The 19,301-nt window shown below is 60.2% G+C and carries 20 protein-coding genes; 17 read left to right on the top strand and 3 right to left on the bottom strand.

Annotated elements, in window-relative coordinates:
• Positions 1 to 183: 183 nt before the first annotated feature.
• From flgF to fliP, 13 genes are all read left to right on the top strand, one after another.
• Positions 184 to 918 (top strand): flagellar basal-body rod protein FlgF, encoded by a 735-nt coding sequence (gene flgF / locus HGP17_RS19215; protein WP_168811887.1) that lies wholly within the window; start codon positions 184 to 186, stop codon positions 916 to 918.
• Positions 919 to 930: 12 nt separating this feature from the next.
• Complete coding sequence (gene fliI, locus HGP17_RS19220; protein ID WP_168811889.1) at positions 931 to 2,319, top strand: flagellar protein export ATPase FliI; 1,389 nt, start codon at positions 931 to 933, stop codon at positions 2,317 to 2,319.
• Between the two features lie 84 nt (positions 2,320 to 2,403).
• Positions 2,404 to 2,949, top strand: coding sequence for a flagellar protein (locus HGP17_RS19225; RefSeq protein ID WP_168811890.1), 546 nt, complete (start codon positions 2,404 to 2,406; stop codon positions 2,947 to 2,949).
• Positions 2,950 to 3,065: 116 nt separating this feature from the next.
• Entirely contained in the window at positions 3,066 to 3,458 is a 393-nt protein-coding gene (flgB, locus tag HGP17_RS19230; protein WP_168811892.1) for a flagellar basal body rod protein FlgB, read from the top strand.
• A 16-nt stretch (positions 3,459 to 3,474) separates the two neighbouring features.
• On the top strand, positions 3,475 to 3,894 hold the full coding sequence (gene flgC, locus HGP17_RS19235; protein ID WP_168811894.1) for a flagellar basal body rod protein FlgC: 420 nt from the start codon (positions 3,475 to 3,477) through the stop codon (positions 3,892 to 3,894).
• The gene (locus tag HGP17_RS19240) at positions 3,891 to 4,241 is read left to right on the top strand and encodes a flagellar hook-basal body complex protein FliE (RefSeq protein WP_168811896.1); all 351 of its coding nucleotides are present in this window, start codon (positions 3,891 to 3,893) and stop codon (positions 4,239 to 4,241) included. The genes flgC and HGP17_RS19240 overlap by 4 nt, the downstream gene beginning before the upstream one ends.
• A 97-nt stretch (positions 4,242 to 4,338) precedes the next feature.
• Positions 4,339 to 5,127, top strand: coding sequence for a flagellar basal-body rod protein FlgG (gene flgG, locus HGP17_RS19245; protein ID WP_168811898.1), 789 nt, complete (start codon positions 4,339 to 4,341; stop codon positions 5,125 to 5,127).
• A gap of 19 nt (positions 5,128 to 5,146) precedes the next feature.
• The gene (flgA, locus tag HGP17_RS19250; RefSeq protein ID WP_168811900.1) at positions 5,147 to 5,635 is read left to right on the top strand and encodes a flagellar basal body P-ring formation chaperone FlgA; all 489 of its coding nucleotides are present in this window, start codon (positions 5,147 to 5,149) and stop codon (positions 5,633 to 5,635) included.
• Complete coding sequence (locus HGP17_RS19255; RefSeq protein ID WP_168811902.1) at positions 5,632 to 6,750, top strand: flagellar basal body P-ring protein FlgI; 1,119 nt, start codon at positions 5,632 to 5,634, stop codon at positions 6,748 to 6,750. Before flgA ends, HGP17_RS19255 begins: the two co-directional genes overlap by 4 nt.
• Positions 6,747 to 7,286, top strand: a complete 540-nt coding sequence (locus tag HGP17_RS19260) for a MotE family protein (RefSeq protein WP_168811905.1) — start codon at positions 6,747 to 6,749, stop codon at positions 7,284 to 7,286. The genes HGP17_RS19255 and HGP17_RS19260 overlap by 4 nt, the downstream gene beginning before the upstream one ends.
• Complete coding sequence (gene flgH / locus HGP17_RS19265) at positions 7,283 to 7,996, top strand: flagellar basal body L-ring protein FlgH (protein WP_168811907.1); 714 nt, start codon at positions 7,283 to 7,285, stop codon at positions 7,994 to 7,996. The genes HGP17_RS19260 and flgH overlap by 4 nt, the downstream gene beginning before the upstream one ends.
• 42 nt (positions 7,997 to 8,038) lie before the next feature.
• A complete protein-coding gene (locus HGP17_RS19270; RefSeq protein WP_168811909.1) occupies positions 8,039 to 8,536 on the top strand; it encodes a flagellar basal body-associated FliL family protein in 498 nt (165 codons plus the stop codon).
• Positions 8,533 to 9,291, top strand: a complete 759-nt coding sequence (gene fliP, locus HGP17_RS19275; protein WP_168811911.1) for a flagellar type III secretion system pore protein FliP — start codon at positions 8,533 to 8,535, stop codon at positions 9,289 to 9,291. The genes HGP17_RS19270 and fliP overlap by 4 nt, the downstream gene beginning before the upstream one ends.
• A 108-nt stretch (positions 9,292 to 9,399) precedes the next feature.
• Here the strand turns inward: fliP and HGP17_RS19280 are convergent, their stop codons facing one another.
• Entirely contained in the window at positions 9,400 to 11,343 is a 1,944-nt protein-coding gene (locus HGP17_RS19280) for a glycosyl transferase (protein ID WP_168811913.1), read from the bottom strand.
• A gap of 331 nt (positions 11,344 to 11,674) precedes the next feature.
• Between HGP17_RS19280 and HGP17_RS19285 the strand changes: the two genes are divergently transcribed.
• Together HGP17_RS19285 and HGP17_RS19290 are read left to right on the top strand one after the other, a co-directional pair.
• The gene (locus HGP17_RS19285; RefSeq protein ID WP_168811915.1) at positions 11,675 to 12,583 is read left to right on the top strand and encodes a flagellin; all 909 of its coding nucleotides are present in this window, start codon (positions 11,675 to 11,677) and stop codon (positions 12,581 to 12,583) included.
• 257 nt (positions 12,584 to 12,840) lie between these two features.
• Complete coding sequence (locus HGP17_RS19290; protein WP_168811917.1) at positions 12,841 to 13,749, top strand: flagellin; 909 nt, start codon at positions 12,841 to 12,843, stop codon at positions 13,747 to 13,749.
• 115 nt (positions 13,750 to 13,864) lie between these two features.
• On the opposite strand, the gene HGP17_RS19295 is transcribed toward HGP17_RS19290, so the two are convergent.
• Together HGP17_RS19295 and HGP17_RS19300 are read right to left on the bottom strand one after the other, a co-directional pair.
• Positions 13,865 to 15,130: a tetratricopeptide repeat-containing protein gene (locus HGP17_RS19295; RefSeq protein WP_168811919.1), complete on the bottom strand. Its 1,266-nt coding sequence runs from the start codon at positions 15,128 to 15,130 to the stop codon at positions 13,865 to 13,867.
• Positions 15,124 to 16,611: a pyridoxal-dependent decarboxylase gene (locus tag HGP17_RS19300; RefSeq protein WP_168811921.1), complete on the bottom strand. Its 1,488-nt coding sequence runs from the start codon at positions 16,609 to 16,611 to the stop codon at positions 15,124 to 15,126. The genes HGP17_RS19295 and HGP17_RS19300 overlap by 7 nt, the downstream gene beginning before the upstream one ends.
• 428 nt (positions 16,612 to 17,039) lie before the next feature.
• Between HGP17_RS19300 and HGP17_RS19305 the strand changes: the two genes are divergently transcribed.
• Together HGP17_RS19305 and HGP17_RS19310 are read left to right on the top strand one after the other, a co-directional pair.
• Positions 17,040 to 17,960 (top strand): flagellin, encoded by a 921-nt coding sequence (locus HGP17_RS19305; RefSeq protein ID WP_168811923.1) that lies wholly within the window; start codon positions 17,040 to 17,042, stop codon positions 17,958 to 17,960.
• A 190-nt stretch (positions 17,961 to 18,150) separates the two neighbouring features.
• On the top strand, positions 18,151 to 19,191 hold the full coding sequence (locus HGP17_RS19310; RefSeq protein ID WP_246704145.1) for a flagellin: 1,041 nt from the start codon (positions 18,151 to 18,153) through the stop codon (positions 19,189 to 19,191).
• Positions 19,192 to 19,301 lie beyond the last annotated feature (110 nt).

The following is a 19,301-nucleotide window of genomic DNA, read 5'->3' on the forward strand; positions in this document are numbered from 1 at the left end:
AGGAGGGCTGCCTTGCGTGAGGCTGTTCGATGGGCCTGCGCACGTCCTTTTTGCCTTGCCAGTTTCGCACAAGCCAAGCGCTTCAGGATAGCGGGTAAGGGCATCCATGCCCCGCTAACGAAATGTAGGAGCGCACCGGCGTTTCCTTTCCCGTTATTCTCCAATGTCCGGAGGGCGTTGAAAATGCAGTCTGGTATTTATGTTGCGCTATCGTCCCAGATGGCGCTCGAGCGGCGCCTGACGACGATCGCCGACAACTTGGCCAATGTGAACACGACGGGTTTCCGCGGCACCGAGGTCAAGTTCGATCAGGTTCTCAGCAATACCGAAAACAAGCTCAACGCCAAGGTCGCCTTCGTCTCTCAGGGCAACGACTATCTCTCCACCGACAATGGCGAACTGCAAAACACCGGCAATCTCTTCGATTTTGCGGTCAAGGGCGATGCCTATTTCGGCTTGAACACGCCGGCGGGCCTGGTCGTGACGCGCGATGGCCGCTTCACCATGACCGATAGCGGCGCGCTGGTTTCCGTGCGCGGCTTTCCCGTGCTCGATCCGGGTGGCGCGCCCATCCAGCTCGATCCTGCCGGTGGCGCACCCAGCGTTTCCTCTGACGGGACCATCACGCAGGGCGGCCGCCGCATGGGCCAGATCGGCCTCTACAGCTCGGATGTCAGCAAGGGCTTCCTACGCTATGAAAACAGCGGCATCTTGCCGACGGACAGCCCGAAGCCGGTCATCGACCGCTCCAATGTGGGCGTTGCCCAGGGGTATCTCGAAAACTCCAACGTCAACGGCATGCGGGAAATGACCAATCTGATCGAGGTCAGCCGCGCCTTCGACAATATCAGCACCCTCACCAGCAGCAGTGAAGGCACGCTCACCGACGCGATCAAGACCCTCGGCGGCAGCCAGTAAAGAGGGCGGATCATGGTCGAGGATCGGTTGCCGGAGGGCGCGTTGTCGCCGAAGCTGTCGCATATGGCGATGCTTGCCGGGCATTATGCGATGGCCGAAAATGCCGTGGCCCATGGCGGTCACGTGCGCACCATCGCCGCGGGGCATTATACGGTCGCCGGCCTTTCGAGGCAGGTGCGGCTTGGCGATTTCGTCGCCCATCGCTCGTCGACCGGCGTCCATCTCGGCGAGGTCGTCCGCGTCGAGCCGGAGTTGACCTATGTCTGTCCGATCGAACCGGGTGAGCCGATCGGTATTCAGGATACGATCATTCGAAAGGGCGCCTTCCGCATTGCGCCCGACGATAGCTGGTGTGGCCGCACGATCAATTCGCTGGGCGAACCGATCGATGGGCTTGGTCCGCTGACGTCCGGCCTCGCGTCGCGCTCGATCTCGAACACGGCGCCGCCGTCGATGAAGCGAAAGCGCGTCGAAACCGGCTTCAAGACCGGTGTCCGGGCCATCGATATCTTCTCGCCTTTGTGCCTGGGACAGCGCCTCGGCATCTTCGCCGGTTCCGGCGTCGGCAAGTCGACGCTGCTGTCGATGCTGGCGCGCGCCGATGCTTTCGACAAGGTGGTGATTGCGCTCGTCGGCGAACGCGGTCGCGAAGTGCGCGAATTCATCGAGGATACGCTCGGCAGCCATATGCAGAAATCGGTAGCGGTGGTTGCGACCAGCGACGAAAGCCCGATGCTGCGCAAGATGGCGCCGCTGTCCGCCATCACAATCGCCGAGCATTTTCGCGATCAGGGCGACAACGTCCTGCTGATCGTCGATAGCGTCACCCGATTCGCGCATGCGATCCGCGAAGTCGCGACGGCCTCGGGCGAACCGCCGATCGCACGCGGATATCCGGCTTCGGTCTTCACCGAATTGCCGCGCCTTCTCGAGCGCGCCGGGCCTGGCCCGGAAGGCACCGGCACCATCACCGCCATCATTTCCATTCTCGTCGATGGCGACAATCACAACGACCCAATCGCCGATTCGACCCGTGGCATTCTCGACGGCCATATCGTTCTGCAGCGCAGTCTGGCCGAAGAAGGCCGTTACCCGCCCATCGATCCTTTGGCCTCGGTCTCACGACTGGCGCGCAAGGCATGGACGTCGGATCAGGAAAAGCTGGTTTCGCGCCTGAAGGCGCTGGTGCATCGCTACGAGGAAACCCGCGATCTGCGTCTGATCGGCGGCTATCGCCAGGGCAGCGATCCGGATCTCGACATCGCGGTACGTCAGGTGCCGATTATCTACGACATTCTAAAGCAGCTTCCCGACGAACGGCCGGTCGAAGACTCGTTCACCGATCTTGCGACCGCGCTGAAGAACGGCTCCGCAGCTGCCGTCGTGAACAGGGGAAGGTGACGAGCACATGCGCCATCGTTCCGAAGATCCATTGGTCGCAACCAGCCGATACCTACGAATTCCATGCCGAAAGAGGGGCAAGACGTGAGAGAATCCGACGCAGACGAACCCGTCGCCCCGCCGAAATTGGCAAGAAAGCGAACCGTCACGGACAAGATGCTGGCCTGCACCGGTCTGGTGCTTGCCGGTGCCTCCGCCTTCTTCCCCTGGTATGTTTTCCTGAACCCCGACAAGTTCGGCATTCATGTGGCGGAAGGTGATCGCACCCGCGATCTGCCGGACTGGCCGGGCCGCGAAGTCGTCAGCGTTTCGCCGCTTGCCATGATCAACAAGAACCCCGGCGAGCCGAAGGATTTGATCCCGGATCCCCTGACGACCGCGACGGTCAGCAATACCGGCCGCGAGGATGACAAGGGGCCGCCCGCCGACCAGCAGCCTTTCCCGGGCAAGTCGGGATTCCATCTGCTGCATGTGGTCAACGGTCGTGCGCTCATCGAGGACGACACCGGCATGTATGTCGTCAAGGTCGGCTCGGTCCTGCCTGACAACAGCCGTCTCGCCTCGATCGAACAGCGCGGCGAAAAATGGGTCATTGTCACGTCCGCGGGCGATGTCTACGGCAACAATTGAAACTGGCGGAAACGCCTGATTTTCAGGCGTTCCGAAGACTTCACAGGAACGCATTTCCCGCAAGTCCCACGCAAGATTATCCCGCTAGGGTGATAGTGTAAGAACGGAGAGAAGCCATGCAACCCATTCAGCTCTTTGACCTGGCCTCGCGGCAAGCCGAGTGGCTCCAGGTGCGTCAGCAGGTTGTTGCCGGCAATATCGCCAATGCCAATACTCCGAAGTTTCGCGCCAAGGATGTCACGCCGTTTCAGGCTGTTCTGGACAACCAGAATGTCGGGATGGCCAGGACCAATCCGGCGCATCTTTCGGGCAGTGAATTCAGCACGACCGGCGACGTCAACGTCGAAGAGGCGTCGCTCAATCAGGAAATCGGCGTTCAGGAGTCGGGTAACACCGTCGGCCTGGAAGACGAGCTCGCCAAGTCCGGCGAGATCAAGCGCCAGTACAGCTTGAACACCGCGCTCGTAAGCTCCTTTCATCGCATGATGCTGATGACCGTAAAACCATAGATGAAGTGAAGATGTCATGGACCCCTTATCAGCCGCATTGAAGATCGCAGGCTCCGGCCTGGAGGCTCAATCGACCCGTCTGAGAGTCGTTTCCGAAAATATCGCCAATGCCCGTTCGACGGGCGATACGCCCGGCGCCGATCCTTATCGGCGCAAGACCGTGACGTTCGGCGCCGAAATGGATCGCGCCAACGGTCTGACGACGGTCGGGGTCAAGAAGCTGGGCCAGGATACCGGCAAGTTCATCGAGGAATACGATCCGGACAACCCGGCGGCGGACGCGAAGGGCTACGTGAAGATGCCAAACGTCAACGTTCTCGTTGAAATGGCCGACATGCGCGAAGCCAACCGCTCCTACGAGGCCAACCTGCAGACGGTACGGCAGGCTCGCGACCTCATCTCTTCCACCATTGACCTGCTGAAGAACTCCCAATGATCGATTCCATCAAGAATGTCGCTTCCCTCTCCGCAACACGCGGCCTCGGCAGCATCGCTACGGATCTGACGTCCGCCGCTTCCAGCGCGCTCAACGCCTCGCCGGCTGTCGCCATGGGCGCGGATGCGGGAATGAGCTTCGCCTCGGTCATGTCGAATGTGGCGAAGGACTCCATCAACTCGCTGAAGGAAGCGGAAAGCGCCTCCTTTGCCGGTATCAAAGGCACGATGAGCACCCGCGAAGTCGTCGACAAGGTCATGCAGGCCGACCAGACGCTGCAGACCGCTGTGGCGCTGCGCGACAAGGTCGTCTCTGCCTTTCTCGATATTACCAAGATGCAGATCTAGGGCGGGATTTCCCGCTCCAATTACCTGATTTGGCATCCGTCGTTCGCAGGTCGCTATCCGGCCTGGAGGGCGATGCCGTAGCTCGAAGGACGAAAGCATGAGAGCGCTCGCAATTGCCGCAACGGGCATGGACGCCCAGCAGACCAATCTGGAAGTCATCGCGAACAACATCGCGAACATCAACACGACGGGTTACAAGCGTGCGCGCGCCGAATTCTCGGACCTTCTCTATCAGACGGAGCGCGCCAAGGGCATCGCCAACCGGCCCAACCAGGCCGTCGTCCCCGAAGGCGCCAACATCGGTCTCGGCGTGCAGACCTCCGCTGTCCGCAACATTCAGATCCAGGGCGAGCTGTCGCAGACCCAGAACGACCTCGACGTTGCGCTCGTCGGTCGCGGCTGGTTCCAGATCCAGATGCCTGACGGCACCACCGCCTACACGCGCGCCGGCTCCTTCAACAAAAGCGATACCGGTCAGATCGTGACGCCTGACGGCAACGTGCTGCAGCCCGGCATCACCATCCCGAACAATGCCAGCAATATCGCCATCAGCCAGTCCGGCCAGGTTTCCGCCACCATCGGCACGAACACGACGCCGACGGTGCTCGGCCAGCTGCAGATCGCTAACTTCGTCAACGAAGCCGGCCTGCAGCCGATGGGCAGCAATCTCTTCACCCAGACGCCGGCTTCCGGCGATCCGGTCATCTCCGATCCGAACCAGAACGGCTTCGCCTACATGAAGCAGTTCTATCTGGAATCGTCGAACGTCGATCCGGTCAAGGAAATCACCGATCTGATCACCGCACAGCGTGCCTATGAAATGAACTCGAAGGTCATCACCACGGCCGACGACATGGCGCAGATCGTCAGCAAGAACCTGAAGTAACGGGAAGGACGGGCCGAACATGAGGTTTTGCCGGATGAAAAGCTTAGCAATGGCCTGGCTCGCCGCAGCGAGCCTCACCGTCATGTTCGTGTCGGGCACGTCAGCGGCCCACGCCAGCGACATGGGCACAGCCGTCGTTCCGACGGAGACGATTTACCCCGGCGACATCATCAGCAGCGGGCAGCTCGAAGAGGTTGAGGTCACCAACCCCAACCTGACGGGCGACTATGCCAAGCGCATCCGTGAGGTCACCGGCATGGTCTCCAAACGGACGCTCCTGCCGGGCCGCACCATCGCCGTCTCCACACTCCGCCAGCCCTATGCCGTGACGCGCGGCTCGAATGTTCGCCTCGTCATGAACATGGGCAGCATGACGATTACCGCGGCTGGAACACCGCTGGATGACGGCGCGGTCGGCGACAGCGTCCGCGCCCGCAACACGGATTCGGGCATCATCGTCAACGGCACGGTTCTTGAAAACGGCACGATCCGCGTGGTCGCAAAATGAAACGGCTTCGTCAATTTCTTGCAGTCCTCTTTGCGCTACCCAGCCTGATCATTGCTGATCCGGCTGCAGCGATGCAATCGCGCATCAAGGACATCGCGTCGCTGCAATCCGGCCGCGATAACCAGCTGATCGGTTATGGCCTGATCGTCGGTCTCCAGGGGACCGGCGATGGTCTGCGGTCATCGCCGTTCACCGAGCAATCCATGCGCGCGATGCTGCAGAATCTCGGCATCTCGACTCAGGGCGGTCAGTCCGCCGCAAAGAACACCGCCGCCGTCATGGTCACGGCCAACCTGCCGCCCTTTGCCAGCCCCGGCAGCCGCATCGACGTGACGGTCAGCTCGCTCGGCGATGCGACGTCGCTGCGCGGCGGCACGCTCATCATGACGTCGCTCACCGGCGCGGACGGCCAGATTTATGCGGTCGCGCAGGGTTCCGTCATCGTTTCCGGATTCCAGGCGCAGGGTGCTGCCGCATCCGTCACCGAAGGCGTGACGACGGCCGGCCGCGTTCCCGGTGGCGCGATCATCGAGCGTGAGCTGCCTTCGCGCTTCAAGGATTCGGTCAATCTGGTGCTACAGCTGCGCAACCCGGATTTCTCCACCTCGATCCGCATCGCCGATACCGTCAACGCCTGGGCGACCTCGCGCTTCGGCGCGCCGATCGCCGAGGCCAAGGATTCGCAGGAAGTCTCTGTTGCCAAGCCGAAAATGGCGGATCTGACGCGCCTGATGGCCGATCTCGAAAATCTGAACGTCCAGACCGACACGCCGGCCAAGGTCGTCATCAATGAGCGCACGGGCACGATCGTCATCGGCGCCGACGTTCGCGTCTCGCCGGTTGCCGTCAGCTACGGAACGTTGACCGTGCAAGTGAGCGAGAACCCTCAGGTGATCCAGCCCGAACCCTTCTCCAACGGCGAGACGGCCGTTCAGGATCAGACCGATATCACCGCGACCAAGAGCGGCGGCCGGGTTGCCGTACTCGAAGGGCCTGATCTGAAAACGCTGGTTGCCGGTCTCAACAATATCGGCGTCAAGCCGGACGGCATCATCGCCATCCTGCAAGGCATCAAGTCGGCCGGCGCCCTGCAAGCGGAGCTCGTGCTGCAATGATCTCGATCGTTTCGTCCAGAAGAATGTTGACGTGCCTGGGCCTCTCGACGGCGGCGCTGCTTCTTTCGCTCGGTGCCGCAGCCGCGCAGGAAGCACCCAAGCCAGTCGTCGATCCCGCGTCCAGTCAGGACGAGATCCGGCAGTTCTGCACCAACATCGCCGATCCCGCGCGCGACCAGCGCTACCTGCTGCAAAAGCAGGAGCTGGAGAAATTGCAGTCGGATGTCGATCAACGCATCGCGACGATGGATAAGCGCAAGGCCGAGTACGAGGACTGGCTGAAACGCCGCGACGATTTCCTGAAGTCCGCGGATCTCGGCCTCGTCGACATCTACAAGAACATGAAGCCGGATGCCGCGGCCGCCAGCCTCAACGACGTCAGAACCACGGTTGCCGCCGCCATCATCATGAAGCTTTCGGCTCGTCAGTCGAGCCTCATTCTTGCGGAAATGGATGCGAAGAAGGCGGCGGTCATCACCAATATCATCGCCAGTGCATCCGACCCGAATACATCGAAGTCGAAGGACCCCTCATGAACACGCGTCTTACGGCCGCCTGCACAATCGTCGTCTTTCTCGCTGGCTGCCAGTCGCAGGGCCTGAAGGAAATCGGCAGGGCGCCTGCCATGAGCCCCATCGGCAGCGGTCTGCAATATGCGCAGGCGCCGCAGATGTCGCAATATCCGAAGCGACCGCATCAGGTGGCGCAGGGCTACTCGCTCTGGAACGATTCGCAGGCTGCTCTCTTCAAGGATTCCCGCGCGCTCAACGTCGGCGACATCCTGACGGTCACGATCCAGATCAACGACAAGGCGAACTGGGACAACGAGACCAATCGCAATCGCACCAACAAGAGCGATATGAATTGGGATATTTCGGCCAAGATCTTCGGCTGGAAGCCCGCCACCAACGCCGACGCCACCTCAGGCTCCGACACGAGCACCGATGCCAAGGGCAAGATGCAGCGCTCCGAGCAGATCAATCTCTTGGTCGCTGCTGTCGTCACCGGCATTCTCGAGAATGGCAACCTGATGATCAGCGGCTCGCAGGAAGTCCGCATGAACCAGGAAATCCGCATTCTCAACGTCGCCGGTATCGTGCGCCCGCAGGACGTCACCTCCGAGAACACCATCTCGTATGACAAGATCGCGGAAGCTCGCATTTCCTACGGCGGCCGCGGTCGCCTGACCGAAATTCAGCAGCCGCCCAGAGGCCAGCAGGCAGTCGATCTCCTGTCGCCGCTTTGAGGCGCGGTGCTTTCGCATAGTTAAGAACGAACGGATAGAAACATGGCAGCAGCCGCAGACGAACCGGCAAAGAGCAAGGGATCGCCGTTGATCATGACGATCGTCGGGCTGCTGGTACTGACCGTGCTCGGCGGCGGCGGCGGCTGGGTGGTCGGCGGCATGGTTGCCCCGAGGATCAAGGCCGCGACGGCAGCCGTCCAGGCGACGGCGAAAGCCACCGGCGAGGGCAACAAGGACACTGCTGCCGAGGCGCAGGCCAACGGTATCGTGACGCTCGATCCGATCACCACCAATCTTGCCTATCCCTCGCAGAACTGGATCAGGCTTGAAATCGCCCTGGTATTCAAGGGACCGCCAGATGCTCAGCTGGCCCAATCGATCCATCAGGATATCCTGAGCTACGTCCGCACGGTGTCCCTGCAGCAGATCGAAGGTGCCCGTGGACTGCAATATCTTCGGGATGACATTCAAGAGCGTGTTGACCTGCGCTCGGAAGGGCGAGTATCGAAAGTTATGTTCAGAACTTTCGTGATCGAATGATTCGATTAATACTTGTCTTGGCTACATTAGTTTTTGCTGTTCTATCGCCTGAGTTGGCGATGGCGCAGCAATTGCCGTCGCAGCTTCCGACGGATCTTCTGAACGTTCCCGTGAACGGCTCTGTCGCCGCGTGGATCATCCGCACCTTCGGATTGCTGACGATCCTGTCGATCGCGCCCGGCATCCTGATCATGGTGACGAGCTTCCCGCGCTTCATCATCGCCTTTTCGATCCTGCGCACCGGCATGGGTCTTGCGACGACGCCGTCGAACATGATCCTCCTCAGCCTCGCGCTGTTCATGACCTTCTATGTCATGTCACCGACCTTCGATCAGGCCTGGAAGGACGGCGTGCAGCCGCTCCTCGCCAATCAGATTTCGGAAGGAGATGCCGTACAGCGCATTGCCGAGCCCTTCCGGACCTTCATGTCCAACAATACGCGTGACAAGGATCTGAAGCTTTTCGTCGATCTCGCGCAGGAGCGCGGTCAGACGACCGTGGTCGACAACAAGATCGACTATCGCGTGCTGATCCCGGCCTTCATGATCTCGGAAATTCGTCGCGGCTTCGAGATCGGCTTCCTGGTCGTCTTGCCGTTCCTGGTCATCGACCTGATCGTATCGACCATCGTCATGGCCATGGGCATGATGATGCTGCCGCCGACATCGATCTCCCTGCCGTTCAAGATTCTCTTCTTCGTCCTCATCGACGGCTGGAATCTGCTCGTCGGCAGCCTGGTTCGCTCTTTCCACTAGACCCAAATCTCAACCGCCGGCCTAAAAAGCCATCGCCGGAAGCGTTACTCCCGGCGATCATGAGGGTTGATAGGTGTGGCGATCTTTATCGGATTCGCTTCCCGCACTTCATTCCGCAGCGATGGATGCCGCGTTCTGGTCCTCGGTCATGAATGGTTCGGTCCGCGTCGGCAGCGCCGCGACGTCCATGTGATCCGGGGCGAGGCCCTGCTTGGCACGCGCCGCCATCATCTCGAAGGCCGTCTCCAGATGATGGGTGAAGCGTTCCGCGTCGAACAGCGGCTTGATGTAGCGATTGGCTGCGAGCGTATCCTTGAACTGCGCGACACGCTCCGGCTGGCTTGCCAGCTCGACGGCCATATCCTCATAGGCCTTGACGTCCTCGGCGACGAGTTCAGGCACGCCGATGGCGTTCAGCAGGCTTTCGCTGACGCGTGAGGCGAAGTTGGTGCCTTTCATGGTCAGAACCGGCAGGCCGCCCCACAGCTGTTCCGACGTCGTCGTATGGCCGTTGACGGGGACGGTGTCGAGACCGAGATCGGCAAGCTGCTGGCGGTCGATGTGGTCTTCATAGCGGATACGCGTCGTGAAGACGACGCGCTTGCGATTGATGCCATGCGCCTCCAGGCGCACCCAGAGATTGGCCTCGGCGCGTGCGCTGTTGCAGAGCAGCCAGAGCACGCTGTTCTTGGTCCGCTTGAGGATGTTCGCCCAGACATCAAGCATCTGCGGCGTGATCTTGCGGTTGCCGTTGAACGAGGCGAAGACAAAGGCATCTTCCGGCAGCCCATGCTGGGCACGCGTCGTCGGGCGCGGCTTTGGACGATACATCGGATCGTTCGGCTGATAGCACTCGGGCAGGCGGCAGAATTTCTCGTGGAAATGCGGCTTGGAATGCTCCGGCAACACGTAGTGGTCACCGATGATATAGTCGAGATCGAAGTTGACCGTGGTGCCGGGGAAACCAAGCCAAGCGACCTGGATCGGCGCGCAGACATGGTTGAGTATGCGAGCGCGGCTTTCCTTCGTGTGTCCCTTGAGATCGATGAGAATGTCGATGTTGCGCGAGCGGATCGCTTCGGCGGCACCCTGATCGGACAGGGTGCGAATATCGACCATCGTTCCCCATTTCGTGTAGTCGAACGGCTTTTCGTTCTGGGACGCGAGGTCGGAATGGTCGAACAGAAAGATTTCGAACCGGCTTCTGTCATGCAGTTCCAGCGTGCGCTGCATCAGCTTCATCGTGGCATGCTCGGGCCAGAAGTCGGACGAGAGATACCCGATGCGGATCTTGTCGTTCCAGCTATGCGGCATCTTGCGACGAGCCTCGGCATGACCGGCCGGCAGCGGTAGGGTGTCGTGGATCGCATATTTGTTGACCGCCTCGTCGCCGCACCAGTGCAGGTGGAAGAACGGGTTGTCCGGGATCACATATTCGAGCTTGCCCTGCGCCAGTGAAGCGTTGATCGGCGCCATGTGCTTTTCGACGAGCGCGAGATCGGACACTTCGCGGGCAAAGATGAGATAGAGCGTGCGGAAGATGATGTTGTCCGGATAGTTCTTGAAGAGCGTCGCGACGATGTGCCGGTTGCCGTCGTCGTGAAGATCATCGGTCAGGAGCTTGGCTGCGAGCAGTCGATGCCGCAGTTCCGGGCCTTCGACCAGTACGGTCTTGAAGCCGGACAGGAGTTCTTTCTGCTGACGGCTCAGGAAAATCCGGCAGAGAATGTAGGCAAGCTCCGGGTCCTTGAAGGCGAGGGGCAGGATCAGGCTGCCGACGGCAAGCGCTTGATCGTCGTTGCCGCACTCGCCGTGCAGCAGCAGTGCCTCGCGAAGATAGTCGTCACGGCGCGGCGGCTGCCTGCCGGCGAGCTCGTAGGCGCTGGCCGCATCGGCCTTGAAGCCCAGCTTCACCAGCGTTTTCGCCAGAAGCACATAGGTCTTCGGCGACCTGTCGGCGTTCATCAACTCGTTCAGGGTCTCGAGCGCACGCGTATATTGTCCCTTCTGGTAGAAGTTGGACGCGGTCACAAAGGCGTTTTTCGTATTCACGAGCGAGAACTCCGAGCGCAATGGTGAATCGGCTCACGGCAAAGACCGAGCGCCGGCATCATGGATTCGCGCGATCATTGCGCACGTAGCTTGCCTGAAACCGAAGCAACGGTCGAAATTGTCTTTACCCATTCTTAGCCACGTTCCCGATAGGCTTTTTCCAGGAGCCCGCGTTTAAGGAATTCGCAAGTAATGGGTGCGAGTTTCATCCTCACATGACGGGTTTGGTCCTCTAGGAAAATGGATCGAGGGGCATGAAGCTGCTCCGTCATCGCCGGTATCTCAGTCCGGTATGTCCTCATTTTGTATCCAGTTTCCAGGGGACACTCCTATGACCAGCATTATCACCAACAATTCCGCAATGGCCGCCCTCCAGACGCTGCGTGGCATCAGCAGCAACCTGCAGGACACGCAGAGCGCCGTTTCGTCCGGCCTGCGCATCTCCAAGGCTTCTGACAACGCTGCTTACTGGTCGATCGCCACCAGCATGAAGTCCGACAACAGCGCCATGGGCGCCGTTTCTGACGCTCTCGGCCTCGGCGCTGCCAAGGTTGACACTGCTTCGACGGCCGTTTCCAGCGCCATCGACATCGTCGGCCAGATCAAGGACAAGCTCGTCACCGCCATGGAAGGTTCGGTTGACAAGAAGTCCGTTCAGGAAGAAATCGGCCAGCTGCAGCAGCAGCTGAAGAGCGTTGCCCAGTCGGCTTCGTTCAACGGCGAAAACTGGGTCATGGCCAAGGGCGGCGACTCCGCTTCGGTTGTTTCCTCGTTCATCCGCGGCACCAACGGCACCGTTTCGGTCAGCACGTCGGCTTACAAGTTCGACTCCGGCGCAACCGGCAACGTTCTGTTCGGCGCAACGGCTTCCGGCACGATCGACACGACCACGGGTATCCTCGGCACCAAGACGGGCAGCAACTCGGTCTTCAGCCTGGACATCTCCAACATGACCGGCGGCCAGATCTCCAGCGCGCTCAACATGGTTCAGACCGCTCTGAACTCCATGACCAGCATGGGTTCGAAGCTCGGCTCGATCTCCAGCCGTATCGACCTGCAGTCCAGCTTCGCTTCCTCGCTCTCCGACTCGATCCAGTCGGGCGTTGGCAAGCTGGTTGACGCTGACATGGAACAGGAATCGAGCAAGCTCTCTGCTCTGCAGACCCAGCAGCAGCTGGCTATCCAGTCGCTCTCGATCGCCAACTCCTCGAACCAGTCGATCCTGTCGCTCTTCCGTTAATAGGAAGCATCGGCGGCATTCGCCGATCGAAAATCCTAAACATCAAGTTAACCGCGCCTATCTAAGGCGCGGTTTTTTTTATATTTTCCGGAACGAGGCAGTTCAGCTTTTCTTAACCATATTGCTGTTTCTTAAGCATCATCGAAGCGGCGAGTTAACCTTAACAAGTTTGGTTAATAGGCATGATGCTGAATGCCGTTACCGGTTTTTAGGTCCGGAATGTCCCTTATTCAACCACTGCCAAAGGGGCAAATATTATGACGAGCATTCTTACCAATAACGCTGCAATGGCTGCTCTCCAGACGCTGCGCACCATCGGTTCCGACCTGCAGCAGACCCAGGGCGCCGTTTCGTCCGGCCTGCGCATCTCCAAGGCTTCCGACAACGCTGCTTACTGGTCGATCGCCACGAGCATGAAGTCCGACAACAGCTCGATCGGCGCCGTTTCTGACGCTCTCGGCCTCGGCGCTGCCAAGGTTGACACTGCAACGACCGCCGTCACCAGCGCTATCGACGTTGTCGGCCAGATCAAGGACAAGCTCGTCACCGCCATGGAAACATCGGTTGACAAGAAGTCCGTTCAGGAAGAAATCGGCCAGCTGCAGCAGCAGCTGAAGAGCGTTGCCCAGTCGGCTTCGTTCAACGGCGAAAACTGGGTCATGGCCAAGGGCGGCGACTCCGCTTCGGTTGTTTCCTCGTTCATCCGCGGCACCAACGGCACCGTTTCGGTCAGCTTGACCTCTTACAAGTTCGACTCCAGCGCAACCGGCAACGTTCTGTTCGGCGCAACGGCTTCCGGCACGATCGACACGACCACGGGTATCCTCGGCACCAAGACGGGCAGCAACTCGGTCTTCAGCCTGGACATCACCAACATGACTGGCGGCCAGATCTCCAGCGCGCTCAACATGGTTCAGACCGCTCTGAACTCCATGACCAGCATGGGTTCGAAGCTCGGCTCGATCTCCAGCCGCATCGAACTGCAGACGAACTTCGCTTCCTCGCTCTCCGGCTCGATCGAATCGGGCGTTGGCAAGCTGGTTGACGCTGACATGGAAGAAGAATCCAGCAAGCTTTCTGCTCTGCAGACCCAGCAGCAGCTCGCAGTTCAGTCGCTGTCGATCGCTAACTCTTCGACGCAGTCGATCCTGTCGCTCTTCCGTTAATAGGAAGGCTCGGCGGGCTGGGCTACCGCGCGCCGAACAATCAGGACGAAGATTACGCCGCGCCTTCTAAAGAAGGCGCGGTTTTCTTTTGCGCGGTTAACCGATGGCCGGCGATTTAGGAAGCAACGGCGAGCGCTGCGCCCCGCGCCTTGCGGGCAACGGCGTCGACGAAGCCGGCGAACAGTTTGCGCATGGCGACCTGCTTGTACGGATAGACGACGGGATCGTCCATGTTGTGAACGACCATCGCGACGTCGAGCTCGAACACCAGCAGGCGACCATCGGCAAGTTCGGCACAGTCGATGCCGTAATAGTCGAGGCCGATGTGGCGATGAAGCGCGGCAAAGCTATCCTCGTGCCTCACTGCGAAATCGGTGTCGAAATTCTCCATCCATACCTGCTCGACGGCGCGCTTGGCGGCGCTCTGTCCCATGCCGGCGCTGAGATAGTGCACGATCCAATGATCCGACAGCGCCATGTGGCTGGCATAGGCCTTGCCGTCGATGAATACGACGCGCTGCTTGTTATAGTAGCCGTCGGTTCCGCGAAAATCGATGAAGGGCGCAACGTAGAGTTCCGGGGCCGGTTGCGTTTCCAGCCAGGCCGCCAGGCTCGCGACGTCCGAAATCAGCTCCATTCCGTGGCCGGCATGGGTGCTGATCGGTCTGACCACGAGCGGAAATGCGAGGCCCGGAACGCATGTCTCGAGTGGCTTGATCCCCGCGCCCACGGCAACGAGATCGTCTCGCGAGACGCGATAGGTGCGCGGCGACAGGATGGATGGCTCGTTGGCCAGCATCCCGCTGACGCCATCGCGCGTCAGCCCGCTGATCAGCGCCGGATTGCGGTTCATGACCGGGCCGTCGAAGCTGTCGAGCAGCGTCCGCATATGAGCGAGAAGAGGCGCGTTTTCCGTTGATTCGCCAATCGCCATGAACGCGACATCATGTTCCGGAAGATCGGCAAGCACGGTGGTTTCAAGATCGATGTAGCGCAGCCAAAGCACGCAATTGCTGCCCGCCAGCAGGAAATCCAGCGGCGTGTTGGCCATGAAATCACCCTCGGTGACCAAGGCGAGTAGGCGCGGGCCGGTGCCGTCGCCATGGACGACGCAGAAATCGCGGCGCAGTTTCACCGCGCTCTGCAGGACCTGGCGCGCTTCGTCGGCACGCCCGACGGTGTGCAGGATCGTTGCCATGTCGAGAAGGGCTGCAGCGTCGTTCGGGTCGGCCGTGACGCGTTGCATCAGGTCGTTCCAGAGCTGCGTGACGTCATGACCGGCATAGATGAGCGATACGATACTCTGCATGCCGATGATTCGAGCGCCGTCGCGCGCATTTGGCAAAGTCGAAGCGGCGAGGGGAGATTTGGTCATCAGCATTGGGCAAGATCCTGTCGGGGGCCGAGTGTGAGAACGCTTTGGACGAGAGCATCGATATCAGCCAACCGCGTGCGATGGTTGACGATGGCGGCGCGGATGGCCGGCTGTCCGTTCAGATGTGTTAGGGACGGTGCAACGCGGCCTTCGGCATGCAGCCGTTCAACGATGTGTGCGTTGACGGCAGGCGGCGTATCGCCGTTGGGGCCGACATAGGCAAAACAGACGATATTGAGCGCCACCGGCGCCAGGAGTTTCAAGGCGGGTTCGCGCTCGACCCGATCGGCGAGCGCTTGCGCCAGTCGACAATTGGCGCCGATCGCTTCGCCCAAGGCTTTCGTGCCGTAGGTTTTCAGGGTGAACCAGGTCTTCAAGGCCCGGAAGCCGCGTGAAAGATCCGGGCCGTAATCGCAGGGCCACCAGTCACCGCCGGCAAGGCCCGTGGACGCGCGGCTGAGATAGGACGCTTCAGAGGCAAAGGTTTGCAATTGCCAAGTGTTGTCACGCACGAGCAGGAAGCCGGCATCGTAGGGCACCTGGCCCCATTTGTGAAAATCGAAGGCCAGTGAATCGCAGGTTTCGATGCCCGCGAACCGGGGTGCAAGATCCTCGTTGAGGATGCCGAGAGCCCCGAGCGCGCCGTCGACATGGAAGTGAAGGTCGTAGACGTCAGCAATGCGCCGCAGTCCATGGAGATCGTCGATGGCACCGGTGTTGACCGTCCCGGCGCTGCCGATGAGCATGAACGGCACATATCCTTCCTGAAGGTCGCGGCGCACGGCCTTTTCCAATGCATCGACGTCGATCTGACCCGACGCGTTGACGGCAATGCGCCGCAGCTGATTGCTGCCGATGCCGGACATTTCGAAGGCGCGTGGAACGCAGCCATGCACCTCGCTCGACGCGTACGCGACCAGCCGGGATTCGTCGGTCAGGCCGGCGGCGCGAACGTCCTTGCCGAGCTTGCGGCATCTGGCGATCTGAAGCGCCACGAAATTGGCCTGCGACGCACCTGTCAGGAATATGCCGCCGGCAGTCTCCGGAAACGAGAATATCTGGCGCGTCCAGCGAATGATCTGCCGCTCGACCTCGATCGGCATATGGTCGCGACCACCGAGATTGGCGTTCAGCCCTGCTGCCAGCATTTCCGCCAGCATGCCGGCGACGGTGCCGCCGCCCTGGACCCAGCCCATGAAACCCGGATGGATGTTGCCGCTGCCATAGGGCAGGATCGTGTCGCGAAAGATGGCGTGAACATCGCTGAGATCGCTCGCGTCGATCGGCAAGGGTGCATCGAACAGCTTGCGGGCAGAAGAGGGGGCGTATTGCCAAACGGGCTTTTCTTCCAGCGTCTGCAAATGGTCGAGCATATCGTCCAGCATCCGATGAGCCTGCCCGCGCACGGCCTGCCAGTCATCCGGATCGAGGCTTGTTCGCTCATGGCGATCAACAGCCGCTCGTCCGGCGCCCTCCAAACTGAACATCATAACCTCGTTTATGCCCGGTGCCGGCTTCGCTGCCGCAGCGCCTGTCAATGCCTTCCGGCCGCTTCTCGCCGACATCGGGCGGATCGTTCCATGTTACCCTGCCTAAGATGGCGCGAAGCTGACTTTGCGGTGCGAAGGGAGTGCGAGGAAGCGGTTTGAAAAGCCTATGAACGCTGTTGAGGCCAAACAATGCGATTTGCTGTCTTGTCACTGCGCTCGCCGAAAACGACGAGGCACCGGCCTGAATGAATTGTTAACTTTGGTCGCCCGCGTTAACCTTTTATTAACGCTATTATTGTCAGTTGGCGCTAACGCAACGGTTGGTTAACCTCTCCTAAGAGCCGGTTAACAAGCATGAGGCTGATTGCCGTTCCCGGCCGCAGACCGGAATGTCCCTTTCCAATTCAGCCACAAGGGGCACCCCAATGACAAGCATCCTCACCAATGACGCGGCGATGTCCGCGCTCCAGACTCTGCGTACGATCAACAGCAGCCTACAGGATACGCAAGGCCGCGTTTCCTCCGGTTATCGTGTCGCCAAGGCGTCCGACAACGCCGCCTACTGGTCGATCGCGACCACCATGCGCTCGGACAACAGCGCTCTTTCTGCGGTGTCCGACGCATTGGGACTGGGCGCTGCAAAGGTCGACACCGCCTACACGGCGATGGACAACGCCATCACCGTCGTTCAGCAGATCAAGGACAAGCTCGTCGCCGCGACCGAAAACAGCGTGTCGAAGGCCGACGTTCAGGAAGAAGTTGCGCAGCTTCAGCAGCAGCTGGAGAGCATCGCACAGTCCGCGTCCTTCTCCGGCCAGAACTGGATGTTTGCGGCCAACGGCGCTTCGGCATCCGTCGTTTCCTCCTTCGTTCGCAACAACAACGGCACGGTTTCCGTCAACAGCACCAGCTACAGCTTCAACACCGGCTCACAGGGCAACGTCATGTTCGGCGCGAAGCCGAGCGGCGCGATCGACACAAGCTCGGGTATTCTGGGCAGCAAGCAGACGATCGGCAGCAAAGCCTATTCCGTCTTCAGCCTTGACATCACCAACATGACGAGCGGCGATATCGGCAAGGCGATGAACCTGGTCCAGGGCGCCCTCAACGCCATGACGAGCACGGCCTCGCAGCTCGGTTCGCTCTCGACCCGTATCGACCTGCAGACCGGCTTCGTCTCGACCCTGCGCGACACGATCGACTCTGGCGTCGGCAAGCTGGTCGATGCGGATATGGAAGAAGAATCGAGCAGATTGTCGGCCCTGCAGACACAGCAGCAACTGGCGATCCAATCGTTGCAGATCGCCAACACCAGCGCGCAGAACGTTCTGGCCCTCTTCAAGTGAGCCTTGAGTGGAGCTTGCGTTAAGATCGCGCGGCGACATTTCTCGCTTGTCGTCGCGCATAAGCTTTTGTTAACGTTGCCGCTAACTGATTTGCAGTCTTTGCTTGGACGCTGGTTTTCGCCTGTCTTCAAACCGAGCAAAGCAGCTGTTTTAGCGACGGGCCTCGCTGGGATATGTCCCGCGGGCAGGCATGAAGCCAATCGTTGCTGCCGGACCGGCCCGGTTTGCCAATCCCACTGGAATTACGGATTTTGAGATGAGCAATGTGACGGCAAATGGTGCCACGTCTGCGGCGCTGACCGTGCTACGCGGTATCAACAAAGACCTGAGTGAGGTGCAACAGCAGGTCTCGTCCGGCTTCCGCGTTCAGAACGCGAGCGACAATCCGACCTACTGGTCGATGGCCAATACAATGCGCTCCGACCAGAGCAGCCTTGGCACCATTACGGATGCGCTGGGTCTCGGTTCCTCCAAGGTCGACACCGCTTCCACGGCCATGGACACGGTCGTCAGCCTGCTCACGCAGATCCAGTCGAAGCTCGTCTCCGCAAAGGAGCCGGGCACGAACAAGGATGCCGTGAATGCCGATATCCAGCAGCTCAAGAACCAGCTGCAATCGGTCACGCAGTCGGCATCCTTTTCCGGTGAGAACTGGCTTTATAACAGCTCGGCGCATCCCACCACGCAGCAATCGGTGATCAGCAATTTCAGCCGTGACTCGAGCGGCCAGATCAGTCTTGCGACGATCGGCTACGACAGCTCGCAAACGCTGATGATCGATTCCGCCGATCCAAGCCGCGGATTGCTAACGAAGAACGTCGACGCGAGCACGATGGGCACCACGACTGGCGGCGCTGCGCGCAATTACTATCTTCTGAAAGCCGATTCCGGGTCTGCGCCGACCGGCGGCACGGAAATCGCCATATCGAGCACGACGACGGACGATCAGCTGACGGATATGCTCAATGTCACGAGCGCGCTTTTGAAGTCGGCAACCTCGGCGGATTCGACGCTCGGCCTGATGAAGGCCAATATCGACGATCAGACTGACTATATTTCCAAGCTCAAGGACGCTGTGAAGCTGAGCGTCGGCGATCTTGTCGACACGAATATGGAAGAAGCCGCCGCGCGCCAGTCCGCTCTGCAGACGGCGCAGCAAATGGGCGTGCAGACGCTGTCCATCGCCAACAGCATGGCCAGCAAGGTCTTGATTATCCTTCAGGCGAAATAAGCGTCGGGCGGCGTCGCCGAAACGGCAATGCCGCCTCGCATTCATCCTCGCACAAGTTTGACTGCCTACGGTCCAGAGTAGTGACATGGGTGCGCAATGTGTCGGAGACA

Source organism: Rhizobium sp. P38BS-XIX (assembly GCF_012641435.1).
GTDB lineage: Bacteria > Pseudomonadota > Alphaproteobacteria > Rhizobiales > Rhizobiaceae > Rhizobium.